The organism is uncultured Bacteroides sp. (assembly GCF_910586915.1).
Taxonomy (GTDB): Bacteria; Bacteroidota; Bacteroidia; order Bacteroidales; family Bacteroidaceae; genus Bacteroides.
Genome location: NZ_CAJULN010000015.1, coordinates 35,317 through 50,538 on the forward strand (window position 1 = coordinate 35,317; position 15,222 = coordinate 50,538).

The following is a 15,222-nucleotide window of genomic DNA, read 5'->3' on the forward strand; positions in this document are numbered from 1 at the left end:
TAAATCAGACTTATTGTGGAAGCATTAGATTGGTTAGTAATTGGAGTTTTCTTCTTGGCTCTAATCGGTATTATCGTCTGGGTAGTCAGACAAAAACAAAACGACTCGGCGGATTATTTCTTAGGCGGGCGCGACGCAACATGGCTTGCAATCGGAGCCTCTATCTTCGCCTCAAACATCGGTTCCGAACACTTGATAGGCCTGGCGGGCGCAGGAGCATCCAGCGGTATGGCAATGGCACACTGGGAGATACAGGGATGGATGATTCTGATTTTAGGATGGGTATTCGTGCCATTCTATACACGAAGCATGGTATATACCATGCCCGAATTCTTGGAACGCCGTTACAATCCCCAGTCGCGTACCATTCTGTCAGTCATCTCTCTGGTCAGTTATGTGTTGACAAAAGTAGCTGTAACCGTATATGCCGGCGGACTGGTATTCCAACAGGTATTCGGAATCAAAGAGCTATGGGGAATCGATTTCTTCTGGATTGCAGCCATCGGACTGGTAGTGCTGACTGCACTCTACACCATCTTCGGCGGTATGAAATCTGTATTATACACTTCCGTACTTCAGACTCCTATCCTTCTGTTAGGCTCATTAATCATCCTTGTGCTCGGTTTCAAGGAGCTTGGCGGATGGGACGAGATGATGAGAGTCTGTGGTGCCGTAACCGTCAATGAGTACGGCGATACAATGACCAACCTCATTCGCAGCAATGACGACGCAAACTTCCCCTGGCTGGGTGCTCTGATTGGTTCAGCCATTATCGGTTTCTGGTACTGGTGTACCGACCAGTTTATCGTACAGCGCGTACTTTCCGGAAAGAATGAAACGGAAGCACGCCGTGGTACTATCTTCGGCGCATATCTGAAGTTGCTGCCTGTATTCCTGTTCCTGATTCCGGGTATGATTGCATTTGCGCTGCATCAGAAATATATCGGTGCCGGCGGCGAAGGCTTCCTTCCGATGCTTGCCAATGGTAATGCAAATGCCGATGCTGCTTTCCCGACATTGGTAGCCAAATTGCTCCCTGCCGGCGTGAAAGGTTTGGTGGTATGTGGAATTCTCGCTGCCCTGATGAGTTCTTTGGCCTCTCTGTTTAATTCATCTGCCATGCTGTTCACCATCGACTTTTACAAACGTTTCAAACCGGAGACACCGGAAAAGAAACTGGTAGGTATCGGTCAGGCGGCCACCGTGGTTATCGTTGTCTTGGGTATTCTTTGGATTCCCATCATGCGCAGCGTAGGTGATGTGCTTTATACCTATTTGCAGGATGTCCAGTCCGTACTGGCTCCGGGCATTGCCGCCGCTTTCTTATTAGGTATCTGCTGGAAGCGTACTTCCGCCCAGGGGGGTATGTGGGGATTGATATCGGGTATGGTGATTGGTTTGACCCGTTTAGGCGCCAAAGTATATTACAGCAATGTAGATGGAGCCGCAGAGTCAGCATTCAAATATTTGTTCTATGACATGAACTGGCTGTTCTTCTGCGGATGGATGTTCCTGTTCTGCATCATTGTGGTAATTGCAGTGAGCTTGGCTACAGAAGCTCCGGCAGCCGAAAAAATCCAGGGACTGGTATTCGGCACGGCTACCAAAGAACAAAAAGACGCTACACGTACAAGCTGGAACCTTTGGGACGTTATACACACCGTAGTCATCTTAGGCATCACAGCAGCATTCTATTGGTATTTCTGGTAATATAAATTTATATCGACCTAATAATGAACAACTACTACGGCGCAAACCCGACCTTTTATGTCGGTATCGACTGCATCATCTTCGGCTTTAATGAAGGCGAACTGAACCTGTTATTGTTGAAAAGGAACTTTGAACCGGCAAAGGGTGAGTGGTCGCTGATGGGCGGATTTGTGCAAAACAATGAAAGTGTGGACGAAGCCGCCAAGCGCGTACTGGCACAACTTACAGGACTGGAAGATGTGTATATGGAACAGGTGGGTGCTTTCGGAGCCATAGACCGCGACCCGGGAGAACGGGTAATCTCCGTTGCCTATTACGCACTAATCAACATCAACGACTACGACCGTGAACTGGTGAAGAAGCACAACGCCTACTGGGTGAACATCAACGAGCTTCCCCAACTGATTTTCGACCACCCCGAAATGGTGGCAAGAGCACGGCAACTGATGAAGCAGAAAGCCTCGTCCGAGCCTATCGGTTTCAACCTGCTGCCGAAACTCTTTACATTGTCGCAACTTCAAAGTCTCTACGAAGCCATCTACGGCGAGGACATAGACAAACGGAACTTCCGCAAGCGTGTCGCCGGAATGGACTATATAGAAAAGACGGACAAAATAGATAAACTGGGGTCAAAACGCGGCGCAGCTTTGTACAAGTTCAACAGCAAAGTGTACCGCAAAGACCCGAAATTCAAATTATAATCAATATGCTGGAAGAACTGAAAGAAAAAGTATTTCATGCCAATCTCGAATTGGTAAAGCATGGATTGGTCATCTTTACCTGGGGAAATGTTTCGGCCATCGACCGCGCAAGCGGATTGATTGTCATCAAACCCAGTGGCGTAAGCTATGACGATATGAAAGCAGAAGATATGGTGGTAGTGGATTTGGAAGGTAAAGTCGTCGAAGGACGGCTGAAACCCTCCTCGGATACTCCTACCCACGTAGTGCTTTACAAAGCATTTGCGGAAATCGGCGGAGTGGTGCACACCCACTCCACTTATGCGACGGCCTGGGCACAGGCGGGATGCGACATTCCGAATATCGGAACCACTCATGCCGACTATTTCCATGAGGCCATCCCTTGCACCGCAGACATGACGGAAGCGGAAGTGAAGGGAGCCTACGAACTGGAAACGGGCAATGTGATTGTGAAACGCTTCGAAGGATTGAATCCCGTACATACACCGGGAGTCTTAGTAAAGAACCACGGGCCCTTCTCTTGGGGAAAGGATGCCAACGACGCTGTGCACAATGCCGTAGTGATGGAGCAGGTGGCCAAGATGGCAAGCATCGCTTATGCCGTGAACCCCAATCTGACGATGAATCCGTTGCTGGTGGAAAAGCATTTCAGCCGTAAGCATGGCCCGAACGCTTATTACGGGCAGTAAATGATTATCCGCAACCTTCCCGCCAAATGAAGGATTTTCAACCTCATATTCAAGTGGTTACAGTACATATAGATGCTGCGCGCAGGAGATATAGAAGCAGGAGATTGGATATATAGATGCTGGAAGTAGGACATATATACCGTAGAAATGGGATATATATGTCCTGCAATTCACTCCTATCGCAAGGAGAAAAAAGCAATTAATTAAAGAATTGAAAAGTATAAATTTAACATTAAAACAATAAGATTATGAACGCATTTAATCAATATGAAGTATGGTTTGTAACAGGAGCACAACTCCTGTACGGTGGCGACGCGGTAATCGCAGTAGACGCACACTCCAATGAAATGGTAAACGGACTGAATGAATCGGGCAAACTTCCCGTCAAAGTGATATATAAAGGAACAGCCAACTCTTCAAAAGAGGTGGAAACGGTGTTCAAGGCTGCCAACAACGACGACAAATGCATCGGCGTCATCACCTGGATGCATACGTTCTCTCCTGCCAAAATGTGGATTCACGGTCTGCAACAGTTGAAGAAACCGTTGCTGCACCTGCACACTCAGTTCAACAAAGAGATTCCCTGGGATACTATGGACATGGACTTCATGAACCTGAACCAGTCGGCCCACGGCGACCGCGAATTCGGACATATCTGTACCCGTATGCGCATCCGCCGCAAAGTAGTGGTAGGCTATTGGAAAGAGGAGGAGACGCTGCATAAGATTGCCGTTTGGATGCGCGTCTGTGCCGGCTGGGCAGATTCGCAGGATATGCTGATTATCCGTTTCGGCGACCAGATGAACAACGTAGCCGTGACCGATGGCGACAAAGTGGAAGCCGAACAGCGTATGGGCTATCACGTAGACTACTGTCCGGTAAGCGAACTGATGGAATACCACAAAGCAATCAAAAACGAAGAGGTAGATGCATTGGTTGCCACCTACTTCAACGAATACGAGCACGATGTTTCTTTGGAGGACAAATCGACCGAGGCTTATCAGAAAGTATGGAACGCAGCGAAAGCCGAACTTGCCATCCGTGCCATTCTGAAAGCGAAGGGCGCGAAAGGATTCACCACCAACTTCGACGATTTGGGAGACATCGAACACAATGGTTTCGACCAGATACCGGGACTGGCTTCCCAACGCCTGATGGCAGAAGGATACGGATTCGGAGCCGAAGGCGACTGGAAATCGGCCGCTCTTTACCGCACCGTATGGGTGATGAACCAGGGACTCCCGAAGGGTTGCTCATTCTTAGAAGACTATACCCTGAACTTCGACGGCGCCAACAGCTCCATCCTCCAATCGCATATGCTGGAAATCTGCCCGCTTATCGCAGCCAACAAACCCCGCCTGGAAGTACACTTCCTCGGTATAGGTATCCGCAAGAGTCAGACGGCGCGCCTTGTATTCACTTCCAAAGTAGGCACAGGCTGCACTGCTACCATCGTAGATATGGGCAACCGCTTCCGCCTGATTGTGAACGATGTGGAATGTATCGAGCCGAAACCGCTACCCAAACTGCCGGTTGCTTCCGCTCTCTGGATTCCGATGCCTAACCTCGAAGTAGGCGCAGGTGCCTGGATTTTGGCAGGCGGTACACACCACTCTTGCTTCTCTTACGACCTCACCGCCGAATACTGGGAAGATTACGCCGAAATCGCAGGTATTGAAATGGTGCACATCAACAAAGATACGACCATCAGCGATTTCAAGAAGGAACTGCGCATGAACGAGGTTTATTATATGCTGAACAAAGCGCTTTGTTAACGATTAACCAGTTTAGTGAAATGAAATCAGAAGCCAAATCAACCATCGAGGCAGGCAAAGCCATTTTGGGTATAGAGCTCGGCTCGACGCGAATCAAAGCTGTCTTGATTGACCAAAAGAACAAGCCTATCGCTCAAGGCAGCCACACTTGGGAGAACCAATTAGTGGACGGGCTTTGGACGTACAGCATCGAAGCCATCTGGACGGGATTGCAAGATTGTTATGCCGACCTGCGTTCCAACGTTAAGAAACAGTATGGCGACATCGAAATCGAAAGTCTCGCAGCCATCGGCGTAAGCGCCATGATGCACGGGTATATGCCTTTCAACGAAAAAGAGGAGATTCTCGTGCCTTTCCGTACATGGAGAAATACGAATACGGGACAGGCGGCGGCAGCCTTGTCCGAACTTTTTGTCTACAACATACCTCTGAGATGGAGCATTTCGCACTTGTATCAGGCTATCCTGGACAACGAAACGCACGTCAAGGACATCAAGTTCCTGACCACTCTCGCCGGATATGTACATTGGCAGCTAACGGGTGAAAAGGTGTTGGGTATCGGGGATGCATCGGGGATGCTTCCCATCGACCCGGCTACCGGCAACTACGCTGCCGAAATGGTGGCAAAGTTCGACAATCTCATTGCGCCAAAGGAATACGGCTGGACACTGAAGGATATTCTGCCCGACGTATTGCCGGCAGGCGAAAACGCCGGTACACTCACACAGGAAGGAAACCGGCGGCTCGATGTGTCGGGCCATTTGAAAGCAGGAATACCGGTATGCCCGCCGGAAGGAGATGCCGGAACCGGTATGGTGGCCACCAACGCCGTCAAGCAACGCACCGGAAATGTGTCGGCAGGAACTTCTTCTTTCTCCATGATTGTATTGGAGAAAGAGCTGTCGAAACCCTATGAAATGATTGACATGGTGACTACCCCCGACGGCAGCCTTGTCGCTATGGTACACTGCAACAACTGTACGTCCGACCTCAACGCATGGGTCAACCTATTCAAAGAATACCAAGAGTTGTTGGGTATTCCCGTAAACATGGATGAAATCTATGGCAAGCTCTACAACATCGCACTCACAGGCGATGCCGACTGCGGCGGACTGCTTTCCTACAACTACATCTCGGGCGAGCCCGTGACGGGTATTGCCGACGGCAGACCCTTATTTGTACGCTCGGCAAACGACAAGTTCAGTCTGGCAAACTTCATGCGTACACACCTGTATGCATCTGTCGGCGTACTGAAAATAGGCAACGACATCCTGTTCAACGAAGAGAAAGTGAAAGTAGACAGGATAACCGGACACGGCGGATTGTTCAGAACCAAAGGCGTAGGGCAACGGGTACTTGCCGCCGCCATCAACTCCCCCATCTCCGTGATGGAGACCGCCGGCGAAGGCGGTGCATGGGGTATCGCGCTGTTAGGTTCCTACCTCGTAAACAATGAAAAGAAGCAATCGCTTGCCGATTTTTTGGACGAGTATGTATTTGCCGGTGAAGCCGGTGTCGAAGTATCGCCCACGCCCGAAGACGTGGCAGGATTCAATGCATACATCGAACACTACAAGGCAGGATTGCCCATCGAGGAAGCCGCCGCCCGGTTCAAATAACGAATACCTGACCTAAACCGCAACAACTATACTTCGAAGGTGTGTCAAGGCTATACAGAGTTATCACTCTGGGCACACCTTCTTAGTTTATTACCTTGAGAAACATCTTATTTGCAAAAACAATCATCCAAACAAATACCATTTTTTATGAAAACAAAACTATTAATCAGTACCGCTTTTTTAGCAGCATCCGTATCACTCTCCGCACAACAGAGCGCTACCGTCACCGTACACACCGAGCAAGGTAAGAAAATCATTCCCAAAGAAATCTACGGCCAGTTTGCCGAACATTTAGGTTCGTGCATCTACGGAGGACTCTGGGTAGGCGAACATTCGGATATCCCCAATATCAAAGGATATCGCACGGATGTATTCAACGCCTTGAAAGACTTGTCGGTTCCCGTACTCCGTTGGCCCGGCGGCTGCTTCGCCGACGAGTATCACTGGATGGACGGCATCGGCCCGAAAGAGAACCGTCCGAAAATGGTGAACAACAACTGGGGAGGAACCATCGAAGACAACAGCTTCGGCACACACGAATTCCTGAACCTCTGCGAAATGTTGGGTTGCGAGCCTTACATCAGCGGCAACATAGGTAGCGGAACCGTGGAGGAACTTGCCAAATGGGTGGAATACATGACTTCGGAAGGTGACTCTCCTATGGCAAACCTGCGCCGCAAGAACGGACGCGACAAAGCATGGAAGGTGAAATACCTCGGCGTAGGAAACGAAAGCTGGGGATGTGGCGGTAATATGCGTCCGGAATATTACTCCGACCTCTACCGCCGATACTCCACCTATTGCCGAAACTACGACGGCAACCGCCTGTTCAAAATCGCCAGTGGCGCCAGCGACTACGACTACAAATGGACCGATGTATTGATGAATCGCGTAGGACACCGTATGGAAGGGCTTTCGCTCCACTACTACACCGTGACAGGATGGAGCGGCAGCAAAGGAGCCGCCACCAAGTTCGACAAGGACGACTACTACTGGACAATAGGCAAATGTCTGGAAGTGGAAGAGGTAATCAAAAAGCACTGCGCCATCATGGACAAATATGACAAAGAGAAGAAAATCGCCCTTCTGCTCGACGAATGGGGAACCTGGTGGGACGAAGAACCGGGAACCGTGCGCGGCCACCTCTACCAACAAAACACGCTGCGCGATGCTTTCGTCGCCTCACTGAGCCTTGATGTATTCCACAAATACACCGACCGCCTGAAAATGGCAAACATCGCACAAATCGTCAACGTGCTGCAATCCATGATTCTCACTAAAGGAAAAGAGATGGTGCTCACTCCCACTTACTATGTATTCAAGATGTACAAGGTGCACCAGAACGCCACCTATCTCCCCATCGAGCTTAATTGCGAAACGATGAACGTACGCGGCAACCGCACCATACCTATGGTAAGCGCCACTGCCTCGAAAGCCGCCGACGGAACCATCCACATTTCCCTCTCGAACGTAAACGCCGATGAAGCACAGGAAATAACCGTCAACTTAGGAGACACCAAAGCTAAAAAAGCCGTCGGCGAAATCCTGACTTCCGACAGACTGACCGATTACAATTCTTTTGAGAATCCGGACAGGATAAAACCGGCACCTTTCAAAGAAGTCAAAATCAGCAAAGGAACAATGAAGGTAAAACTTCCTGCCAAATCGATTGTAACTTTGGAGTTACAGTAGTTCGAACAACGTTCACTTTGTCGCATCTTAAACACAAAGAGCGCCCGTACGGCAAGAAAAAAGATAGTACTTTTGGATTGTTAAATCCGCATAAAGAGTTATCTTTGCCCACAATCTGACAGAAGTCTACTAAATTTTAATGATATGAACGATAACAAACTTATGAATCGTGCAGCGGATAATATCCGTATTCTTGCTGCTTCAATGGTTGAAAAAGCCAATTCCGGTCATCCGGGGGGCGCCATGGGGGGTGCTGACTTTGTAAATGTACTCTTTTCTGAGTTTTTAGTATACGACCCCGAGAATCCTCGCTGGGAAGGACGCGACCGTTTCTTCCTCGACCCGGGTCATATGTCACCAATGCTTTATTCCACACTCGCCTTAGCAGGTAAATTCACATTGGACGAACTGAAAGAGTTCCGTCAATGGGGAAGCCCTACACCGGGACATCCCGAGGTGGACATCATGCGCGGCATCGAGAACACATCCGGTCCGTTGGGACAAGGACATACGTTTGCCGTAGGTGCCGCCATTGCTGCCAAATTCCTGAAAGCACGCTTCAACGAGGTGATGAACCAAACGATTTATGCTTATATCTCCGACGGTGGCATACAGGAAGAAATCTCCCAGGGTGCAGGACGTATCGCCGGAACATTGGGACTGGACAACCTGATTATGTTCTACGACTCCAACGACATCCAGCTTTCTACCGAAACGAAAGAGGTAACCGTTGAAGACACAGCCATGAAGTACGAGGCCTGGGGATGGAAAGTAATCAGCATCGACGGCAACAACCCCGACGAAATCCGTGCCGCCATCAAGGAAGCACAGGAGGAGAAAGAACGTCCAACACTGATTATCGGTAAGACCGTAATGGGTAAAGGCGCACGCAAAGCGGATGGCAGCAGCTACGAAGCAAACTGTGCTACCCACGGTGCTCCGCTCGGTGGCGACGCTTACGTAAATACCATCAACAACTTAAACGGAGACCCGGCAAACCCGTTTGTCATCTTCCCCGAAGTGACCGAATTGTATGCCAAACGCAACGAAGAACTGAAGAAAATCGTAGCCGAAAGATATGCAGTAAAAGCCGCATGGGCAAAAGCAAACCCCGAACTGGCTGCCAAACTGGAAGCCTTCTTCGCTGGCAAAGCTCCGAAAGTGGACTGGGCAGCCATCGAACAGAAAGCAGGAGGCGCCACACGTGCCGCATCTGCCAATGTATTGAGCGCACTCGCCACACAGGTAGAAAACATGATTGTCTCTTCTGCCGACCTTTCAAACTCGGACAAGACCGACGGATTCCTGAAGAAAACCCACGCTTTCACCAAAGGCGACTTCAGCGGAGCTTTCCTACAGGCCGGTGTATCCGAGCTGACAATGGCTTGCATCTGCATCGGTATGTCGCTGCACGGCGGTATTATCGCTGCCTGCGGCACATTCTTCGTATTCTCCGACTATATGAAACCTGCCATACGTATGGCTGCCTTGATGGAACAACCCGTGAAGTTCATTTGGACACACGATGCATTCCGCGTAGGCGAAGACGGTCCTACCCATGAACCGGTAGAGCAGGAAGTACAAATCCGACTGATGGAAAAGTTGAAAAACCATAAGGGACACAACTCCATGCTGGTACTCCGCCCGGCAGATGTAGAAGAAACAACCATCGCTTGGCAACTGGCTATGGAGAATATGTCTACCCCGACAGGATTGATTCTTTCCCGCCAGAATATCGCCAACCTTCCGGAAGGCACCGATTACGGCCAAGCAGTCAAAGGAGCCTACACCGTAGCCGGTTCCGACGAAAATCCGGATGTTATCTTAGTGGCTTCGGGTTCCGAAGTTTCCACGTTGGTGGCAGGTACGGAACTGCTTCGCAAAGACGGCGTCAAGGTACGTATCGTATCAGTCCCGTCGGAAGGTCTGTTCCGCAGCCAGTCCAAAGAATATCAGGAAGCTATCCTTCCGTCGGACGCCAAAATCTTCGGTCTGACTGCCGGTCTGCCTGTCACTCTGCAAGGTCTGGTAGGTTGCCACGGCAAAGTTTGGGGATTGGAATCTTTCGGCTTCTCCGCTCCTTACAAGGTTTTGGACGAAAAACTTGGGTTTACCGCCGAAAATGTATATAACCAAGTAAAAGCAATGCTCTAATGAAAACAATCGGATTAGCGTGCGACCATGCCGGTTTTGAACTGAAAGAATACGTTCGCGGCTGGCTGGAAGCCAAAGGCTGGGCTTACAAAGACTTTGGAACAAACGCCAACACAAGCGTAGACTATCCGGATTACGCCCACCCGTTAGCATCGGCTGTAGAATCGGGCGAATGCTATCCCGGTATCGCCATCTGCGGTAGTGGAAACGGAATCAATATGACGCTGAACAAGCACCAGGGAATTCGCGCGGCACTCTGCTGGAATGCGGAAATCGCACGTCTGGCACGCCTGCACAACGATGCCAATATCTTAGTGATGCCGGGTCGTTTCATCAGTACCGAAGAAGCGGACATGATTCTGACAGAGTTCTTCTCGACGGAGTTTGAAGGCGGCCGCCATCAGAACCGTATCGACAAGATTCCGGTAAGATAAGGTTTGAAACAAATCAGGACAGATATAAAGCTGCTCTTCTTCATTGAAGGGCAGCTTTATTTTTAGGCTCCCCAAATAAGTCCGGCAATAAACTGATAACAGAAGTACCCGCAAAGCAGCAATTTCATCAATGTGCCCAACATGAAGCCCACCAACGAGCCGAATCCGGACTTCAACGCCTGCGAGAACTCCTTATTCCCCAACAACTCCCCTATCAACGCTCCAAGAAAAGGGCCTACAAGGATGCCCCACGGCAAGAAAAGAAGTCCCGCCAACGTACCGACAATGCATCCCCGGTTTCCCCATTTACTGCCACCGCTATACTTGCTTCCCAACATCGGCGTAAAATAATCCAATACCTGCAACACGACCACAAGCAGTAACCACACCGTCAACTGAGACACAGTGTACTCTACCTTATCCGTAAAGTGAAGGATAAGCAGACCTATATAAGCCACAGGCGGACCGGGCAACATCGGAACAATGCAACCTACCAGCCCGACCAGCAAACAAAGGGCACTTATCACCATCAAAAGAATATCCAACATAAGCTATAGATTTCAATACCTGCACAAAAATACAGTATCTCATGGTGAAAGGCAAACTGAAAGGTAAACTTTTGCAGGCTTTAAAAGATATTGAGTAAACCGATTCGGGTATAACAAACGAAGTTGTCAACTCAATACGGCACACACCGGCTCATACGGGTTTCCAATCAGTTTCTTCCGCATGAAACTAAAGTTTCAAGGCGTGGAAACAAGAGTTTCATGCAGAGGAAACAAGAGTTTCAAGCAATGGAAACTAAAGTTTCTTCCCTTGACACTATCGTTTCAAGGGAGGAAACAACTTACAAATACGGAGAATATACAAGAAACGTGGGCACAATATTGTCTGTCAGCTCCGGGTGTTTGGCCTAACCACGCAACACAAGACAAATTATGCCCACGCAATAAGATAAGAATAACAGCAAATGCTGATTAATATTTCACAATAATGACAGTACAGAACGACTTCTGTAAATCGCTACAAAGTTAATCAATAGAAGTTAAAGCCACAAATAAGATTTACCCAACCAATAGGCAATAAACTCAAAACGTTGCAAATTTCCGCCTGTATTTGTCCCATTTACACAAATAAAAACTATCTTTGCGAATCAGAATCCCGAAAGACGAAAGAAATGAAGCAAATAGACAACCTGAAAGAGCTTATCAACCGAGGGGACGTGGAAGCAGCTATCGAGCAATTAAACCTACTTCTCCGGTATAGTTCCGTCGAAAAAGAAAAAGAGACTCTTTACTATCTGCGGGGAAACGCCTATCGGAAACAGGGAAATTGGAAACAGGCTTTGGACAATTACCAATATGCCATCGACATCAATCCCGACAGTCCTGCCCTCCAGGCAAGGAAAATGGTCATAGATATCCTCAATTTCTACCACAAGGATATGTTCAATCAATAACCGGACTCAAAAGACAACGTAATAAAAGAAAGATTATGGCAAAAATCAAAGGAGCAATCGTAGTCGACACAGAACGCTGCAAAGGATGCAACCTGTGTGTAGTGGCGTGTCCGCTCGATGTAATCGCCCTCAACAAAGAGGTGAATATGAAAGGCTACAACTATGCCTGGCAAGTGAAAGAAGATACCTGCAACGGATGCAGCTCGTGTGCAACAGTGTGTCCCGACGGATGTATCTCAGTGTATAAAGTAAAAGTAGAATAATAAAGAAAAAGAATATGGCAGAAGAAGTTGTATTAATGAAAGGAAACGAAGCCATCGCCCACGCAGCCATCCGTTGCGGTGCCGACGGATACTTCGGTTATCCTATTACTCCCCAGTCGGAGGTGTTGGAAACGCTTGCCGAACTGAAACCGTGGGAGACAACCGGAATGGTTGTGCTCCAGGCGGAAAGCGAAGTGGCAGCTATCAATATGGTATATGGCGGTGCAGGCAGCGGAAAGATGGTAATGACCTCCTCTTCAAGCCCCGGTGTAAGTCTGAAACAGGAAGGTATCTCCTACATTGCAGGAGCCGAGCTTCCCTGTCTGATTGTAAACGTGATGCGCGGCGGCCCCGGATTGGGAACCATCCAGCCGAGCCAGGCAGACTACTTCCAGACAGTGAAAGGCGGCGGACACGGCGACTACCGGCTGATTGCTCTCGCTCCGGCCTCCGTACAGGAAATGGCGGATTTCGTCGCCTTAGGATTTGAACTTGCCTTCAAATACCGCAACCCAGCCATCATCCTTGCCGACGGCGTAATCGGACAGATGATGGAGAAAGTGGTTCTTCCCGCACAGAAACCGCGCCGCACGGACGAAGAGGTTATCGCACAATGCCCGTGGGCCGCTACCGGAAAGGGCAAAGACCGCAAAACGAATGTCATTACTTCACTCGAACTGAAACCGGAAGCGATGGAAATAAACAACCTGCGCTTCCAAGCGAAATACTGCGAAATCGAAGAGAACGAAGTACGCTTCGAGGAGATAAACTGCGAAGACGCCGAATACCTGATTGTCGCCTTCGGCTCTATGGCACGCATCGGGCAGAAAGCAATGGAACTGGCACGCGAGAAAGGTATCAAGGTAGGTATCCTCCGCCCCATCACCTTGTGGCCGTTCCCGACAAAGGCAATCGCCGCCTATGCTGACAAAGTGAAAGGAATGCTCGTCACGGAGCTGAACGCCGGACAGATGATTGAGGATGTACGCCTTGCCGTGAACGGGAAAGTGAAGGTAGAACATTTCGGACGCCTCGGCGGTATTGTTCCCGATCCGGACGAGATTGTAACTGCTTTGGAAGAGAAAATAATCAAATAACGAAAACGATGAATCCCGATAAAATAAGAAACGTACTGAACATCCTTTTCATGATATTGGCGCTTGCAGCCATTATCACTTACTTCATCGTAGGAAAGGAAGACTTTAAAATGTTTATCTACGTCTGCGGCGCGGCAATCTTTGTCAAGCTGATGGAGTTTTTTATACGGTTCACCAACAGATAAGGAGAAGAAATCATGACTAAGGAAGAAATAATCAAACCCGAGAATCTGGTTTACAAGAAACCGACTCTGATGAACGACAATGCCATGCACTACTGCCCGGGTTGCAGTCATGGAGTGGTACACAAACTCATTGCCGAAGTGATAGAGGAAATGGGAATGGAAGATAAAACGGTAGGTGTCTCTCCGGTAGGATGCGCTGTTTTTGCCTACAACTATCTGGACATCGACTGGGAGGAAGCCGCACACGGACGTGCCCCTGCCGTAGCCACTGCCGTGAAACGCCTGTGGCCGAGCCGACTTGTGTTCACGTATCAGGGCGACGGCGACTTGGCTTGCATCGGTACTGCCGAAACAATCCATGCCTTGAACCGTGGCGAGAATATCACGATTATCTTTATCAACAATGCTATCTACGGTATGACCGGAGGTCAGATGGCACCGACCACACTGGTAGGTATGAAAAGTTCCACTTGCCCTTACGGACGCGACGTCGAACTGCACGGTTATCCGTTGAAGATTACCGAAATCGCCGCCCAACTGGAAGGAACCGCCTACGTAACCCGCCAGTCCGTACAATCCGTGCCGGCTATCCGCAAGGCGAAGAAAGCCATCCGCAAGGCCTTCGAGAACTCCATGAACGGCAAAGGCTCCAATTTAGTGGAAATTGTGTCCACTTGCAGTTCCGGCTGGAAGATGACTCCCGAAAAGGCAAACAAATGGATGGAAGAACATATGTTCCCGTTCTATCCGTTGGGTGATTTGAAAGATAAAGAATAACGCTAAAAGTCAACAGAACAATGAAAGAAGAAATAATTATAGCAGGCTTCGGTGGACAGGGCGTATTGTCTATGGGTAAGATTCTGGCTTACTCGGGCCTGATGGAAGGCAAGGAAGTGAGCTGGATGCCGGCCTACGGCCCCGAACAGCGCGGAGGAACAGCCAACGTCACAGTAATTGTAAGCGACGACAAAGTATCTTCGCCCATCTTAAGCAAATATGACAGTGCCATCATTCTGAACCAACCTTCGCTCGAGAAATTTGAAAGCAAGGTGAAACCCGGCGGTATCCTTATTTATGACGGTTATGGAATTATCAACCCGCCTACCCGTAAGGATATCAAAGTATATCGCATCGATGCAATGGACGCAGCCAACGAGATGAACAATGCCAAAGCATTCAACATGATTGTGCTCGGCGGCCTGTTGAAGCTCCGCCCGATTGTAACGCTGGAAAATGTAATCAAAGGACTGAAGAAAACCTTGCCCGAACGTCACCATCACCTGATTCCTATGAATGAGGAAGCTATCAAGAAAGGTATGGAGCTTATCCGTGAGGTTTAATAAATGAAAAATTGAGAATTGAGAATTAAAAAATAATTGCCTGGCAAGCAGAGGATGCAACATATTTTTCAATTCTCAATTCTCAATTCTCAATTAAAGTAAGT

The 15,222-nt window shown here is 49.0% G+C and carries 15 protein-coding genes; 14 read left to right on the forward strand and 1 reads right to left on the reverse strand.

The window, feature by feature from the left end:
* The first annotated feature begins 15 nt into the window (after window positions 1-15).
* The 8 genes from QZ331_RS07600 (at window position 16) to rpiB (ending at window position 10,774) form a co-directional block, all read left to right on the forward strand.
* Window positions 16-1,710, forward strand: coding sequence for a sodium:solute symporter (locus QZ331_RS07600; protein ID WP_294629330.1), 1,695 nt, complete (start codon window positions 16-18; stop codon window positions 1,708-1,710).
* Window positions 1,711-1,733: 23 nt separating this feature from the next.
* A complete protein-coding gene (locus QZ331_RS07605; protein WP_294629331.1) occupies window positions 1,734-2,411 on the forward strand; it encodes an NUDIX domain-containing protein in 678 nt (225 codons plus the stop codon).
* 5 nt (window positions 2,412-2,416) lie between these two features.
* The gene (locus QZ331_RS07610; protein WP_294629332.1) at window positions 2,417-3,100 is read left to right on the forward strand and encodes an L-ribulose-5-phosphate 4-epimerase; all 684 of its coding nucleotides are present in this window, start codon (window positions 2,417-2,419) and stop codon (window positions 3,098-3,100) included.
* A gap of 248 nt (window positions 3,101-3,348) precedes the next feature.
* Entirely contained in the window at window positions 3,349-4,875 is a 1,527-nt protein-coding gene (gene araA, locus QZ331_RS07615; RefSeq protein ID WP_294629333.1) for an L-arabinose isomerase, read from the forward strand.
* A gap of 20 nt (window positions 4,876-4,895) precedes the next feature.
* Complete coding sequence (locus QZ331_RS07620; protein ID WP_294629334.1) at window positions 4,896-6,494, forward strand: FGGY-family carbohydrate kinase; 1,599 nt, start codon at window positions 4,896-4,898, stop codon at window positions 6,492-6,494.
* Between the two features lie 147 nt (window positions 6,495-6,641).
* Window positions 6,642-8,186 carry an alpha-L-arabinofuranosidase C-terminal domain-containing protein gene (locus QZ331_RS07625; protein ID WP_294629335.1) on the forward strand — a complete coding sequence of 515 codons (1,545 nt, stop codon included), beginning with the start codon at window positions 6,642-6,644 and terminating at the stop codon, window positions 8,184-8,186.
* A gap of 144 nt (window positions 8,187-8,330) precedes the next feature.
* Window positions 8,331-10,340: a transketolase gene (locus QZ331_RS07630; protein WP_294629336.1), complete on the forward strand. Its 2,010-nt coding sequence runs from the start codon at window positions 8,331-8,333 to the stop codon at window positions 10,338-10,340.
* Window positions 10,340-10,774 (forward strand): ribose 5-phosphate isomerase B, encoded by a 435-nt coding sequence (rpiB, locus tag QZ331_RS07635; protein ID WP_294629337.1) that lies wholly within the window; start codon window positions 10,340-10,342, stop codon window positions 10,772-10,774. The genes QZ331_RS07630 and rpiB overlap by 1 nt, the downstream gene beginning before the upstream one ends.
* 62 nt (window positions 10,775-10,836) lie before the next feature.
* On the opposite strand, the gene QZ331_RS07640 is transcribed toward rpiB, so the two are convergent.
* Complete coding sequence (locus QZ331_RS07640; protein WP_294629338.1) at window positions 10,837-11,322, reverse strand: DUF456 domain-containing protein; 486 nt, start codon at window positions 11,320-11,322, stop codon at window positions 10,837-10,839.
* 629 nt (window positions 11,323-11,951) lie between these two features.
* On the opposite strand from QZ331_RS07640, the gene QZ331_RS07645 reads away from it, so the two are divergent.
* Genes QZ331_RS07645 through QZ331_RS07670 form a run of 6 tightly spaced genes read left to right on the forward strand, consistent with a single transcriptional unit; the run spans window position 11,952 to window position 15,118 of the window.
* Window positions 11,952-12,233 (forward strand): tetratricopeptide repeat protein, encoded by a 282-nt coding sequence (locus QZ331_RS07645; RefSeq protein WP_294629339.1) that lies wholly within the window; start codon window positions 11,952-11,954, stop codon window positions 12,231-12,233.
* A 35-nt stretch (window positions 12,234-12,268) separates the two neighbouring features.
* Entirely contained in the window at window positions 12,269-12,496 is a 228-nt protein-coding gene (locus QZ331_RS07650; RefSeq protein WP_004297419.1) for a ferredoxin family protein, read from the forward strand.
* 14 nt (window positions 12,497-12,510) lie between these two features.
* The gene (locus QZ331_RS07655; protein ID WP_294629340.1) at window positions 12,511-13,593 is read left to right on the forward strand and encodes a 3-methyl-2-oxobutanoate dehydrogenase subunit VorB; all 1,083 of its coding nucleotides are present in this window, start codon (window positions 12,511-12,513) and stop codon (window positions 13,591-13,593) included.
* 8 nt (window positions 13,594-13,601) lie between these two features.
* The gene (locus QZ331_RS07660) at window positions 13,602-13,778 is read left to right on the forward strand and encodes a hypothetical protein (RefSeq protein ID WP_294629341.1); all 177 of its coding nucleotides are present in this window, start codon (window positions 13,602-13,604) and stop codon (window positions 13,776-13,778) included.
* A gap of 12 nt (window positions 13,779-13,790) precedes the next feature.
* A complete protein-coding gene (locus QZ331_RS07665) occupies window positions 13,791-14,555 on the forward strand; it encodes a thiamine pyrophosphate-dependent enzyme (RefSeq protein ID WP_294629342.1) in 765 nt (254 codons plus the stop codon).
* Between the two features lie 20 nt (window positions 14,556-14,575).
* Window positions 14,576-15,118: a 2-oxoacid:acceptor oxidoreductase family protein gene (locus QZ331_RS07670; protein WP_294629343.1), complete on the forward strand. Its 543-nt coding sequence runs from the start codon at window positions 14,576-14,578 to the stop codon at window positions 15,116-15,118.
* The last annotated feature ends 104 nt before the right edge of the window (window positions 15,119-15,222 follow it).

Coding starts and splice junctions, on each gene's coding strand:
- QZ331_RS07605 (WP_294629331.1), top strand. CDS start 1,734: ATGAACAACTACTACGGCGCAAACCCGACCTTTTATGTCGGTATCGAC.
- QZ331_RS07610 (WP_294629332.1), top strand. CDS start 2,417: ATGCTGGAAGAACTGAAAGAAAAAGTATTTCATGCCAATCTCGAATTG.
- araA (WP_294629333.1), top strand. CDS start 3,349: ATGAACGCATTTAATCAATATGAAGTATGGTTTGTAACAGGAGCACAA.
- QZ331_RS07620 (WP_294629334.1), top strand. CDS start 4,896: ATGAAATCAGAAGCCAAATCAACCATCGAGGCAGGCAAAGCCATTTTG.
- QZ331_RS07625 (WP_294629335.1), top strand. CDS start 6,642: ATGAAAACAAAACTATTAATCAGTACCGCTTTTTTAGCAGCATCCGTA.
- QZ331_RS07630 (WP_294629336.1), top strand. CDS start 8,331: ATGAACGATAACAAACTTATGAATCGTGCAGCGGATAATATCCGTATT.
- rpiB (WP_294629337.1), top strand. CDS start 10,340: ATGAAAACAATCGGATTAGCGTGCGACCATGCCGGTTTTGAACTGAAA.
- QZ331_RS07640 (WP_294629338.1), bottom strand. CDS start 11,322: ATGTTGGATATTCTTTTGATGGTGATAAGTGCCCTTTGTTTGCTGGTC.
- QZ331_RS07645 (WP_294629339.1), top strand. CDS start 11,952: ATGAAGCAAATAGACAACCTGAAAGAGCTTATCAACCGAGGGGACGTG.
- QZ331_RS07650 (WP_004297419.1), top strand. CDS start 12,269: ATGGCAAAAATCAAAGGAGCAATCGTAGTCGACACAGAACGCTGCAAA.
- QZ331_RS07655 (WP_294629340.1), top strand. CDS start 12,511: ATGGCAGAAGAAGTTGTATTAATGAAAGGAAACGAAGCCATCGCCCAC.
- QZ331_RS07660 (WP_294629341.1), top strand. CDS start 13,602: ATGAATCCCGATAAAATAAGAAACGTACTGAACATCCTTTTCATGATA.
- QZ331_RS07665 (WP_294629342.1), top strand. CDS start 13,791: ATGACTAAGGAAGAAATAATCAAACCCGAGAATCTGGTTTACAAGAAA.
- QZ331_RS07670 (WP_294629343.1), top strand. CDS start 14,576: ATGAAAGAAGAAATAATTATAGCAGGCTTCGGTGGACAGGGCGTATTG.